The organism is Streptococcus sp., from assembly GCF_019414905.1.
GTDB lineage: Bacteria > Bacillota > Bacilli > Lactobacillales > Streptococcaceae > Streptococcus.
The window spans coordinates 1-1,395 of record NZ_DXLC01000287.1 but is presented as its reverse complement, the minus strand read 5'-3'; the positions used below and the strand labels follow the sequence as shown (position 1 = coordinate 1,395).

The following is a 1,395-nucleotide window of genomic DNA, read 5'->3' as shown; positions in this document are numbered from 1 at the left end:
TCCTTTTTTGATGTGTTCCGTTTTAGGTTTTGATGTTCTACGATAATTAGACATGCATTCTCTCCTTTAATTAAAATTTATTATACCGCATTTCTTTAAAAAAATCTTAAAAAAAGAGGAATTGCCCTTTCTTGTCGCAAGCTCCGTTTCATGATACAATAGAGGGAGTGATTTTAGAAAGCGTGAGAAAACATGATTTACTTTGATAATTCGGCGACGACCAAGCCCTATCCTGAAGCTCTTGAAACCTATATGCAGGTGGCTTCAAAAATTTTAGGAAATCCATCTAGTCTCCATCGTTTGGGAGACCAGGCAACACGAATCTTAGATGCTTCCCGCCAACAGATTGCAGATTTAATCGGTAAGAAAAGCGATGAAATCTTTTTTACCTCTGGTGGGACAGAAGGAGATAATTGGGTCATCAAGGGTGTGGCCTTTGAAAAAGCCAAGTTTGGCAAGCACATCATCGTATCAGCCATTGAACATCCAGCAGTCAAGGAATCAGCCCTCTGGTTGAAATCTCAAGGATTTGAAGTAGATTTTGCTCCAGTTGATAACAAAGGATTTGTGGATGTTGAGGCGCTAGCAGATTTGATACGACCTGATACAATCCTAATTTCTGTCATGGCAGTGAACAATGAAATCGGCTCTATCCAACCTATTGAGGCTATTTCAGAACTCTTGGCAGATAAGCCAACTATTACTTTCCACGTTGATGCGGTTCAGGCACTTGCTAAGATTCCAACTGAAAAATATTTGACAGAACGAGTGGATTTCGCGACTTTTTCTAGTCACAAGTTCCACGGAGTTCGTGGTGTTGGTTTTGTCTATATCAAGTCTGGTAAGAAAATTACGCCACTGTTGACTGGTGGTGGTCAGGAGCGTGATTACCGTTCGACAACTGAAAATGTGGCAGGGATTGCTGCGACAGCCAAGGCTCTCCGTTTGTCTATGGAAAAGCTAGATTTCTTTACTAGCAAGACTGGGCAGATGAAGGCAGTGATTCGTCAAGCCCTTTTGGACTATCCAGATATATTTGTCTTTTCTGATGAGGAAGATTTTGCCCCTCATATCCTGACTTTTGGAATTAAGGGTGTTCGTGGTGAGGTCATTGTTCACGCCTTTGAAGACTATGATATTTTCATCTCAACGACCTCTGCTTGTTCGTCCAAGGCTGGGAAACCTGCAGGAACTCTTATTGCCATGGGAGTGGACAAGGATAAGGCCCAGTCAGCTGTGCGTCTAAGCCTAGACCTTGAAAATGATATGAGTCAGGTCGAGCAGTTTTTGACCAAGTTAAAATTAATTTACAACCAAACTAGAAAAGTAAGATAGGAGCATTCATGCAATATTCAGAAATTATGATTCGCTACGGAGAATTGTCAACCAAGGGTA

1 protein-coding gene is annotated in these 1,395 nt (G+C 41.4%); it reads left to right on the top strand.

From position 1 onward, the window contains the following. Positions 1-192 precede the first annotated feature (192 nt). Positions 193-1,335, top strand: coding sequence for a cysteine desulfurase family protein (locus QZ359_RS08775; RefSeq protein ID WP_265471447.1), 1,143 nt, complete (start codon positions 193-195; stop codon positions 1,333-1,335). Positions 1,336-1,395 lie beyond the last annotated feature (60 nt).

Excerpts from the sequence above, each read along its gene's own strand:
- QZ359_RS08775 (WP_265471447.1), top strand. The coding sequence starts at position 193 with ATGATTTACTTTGATAATTCGGCGACGACCAAGCCCTATCCTGAAGCT.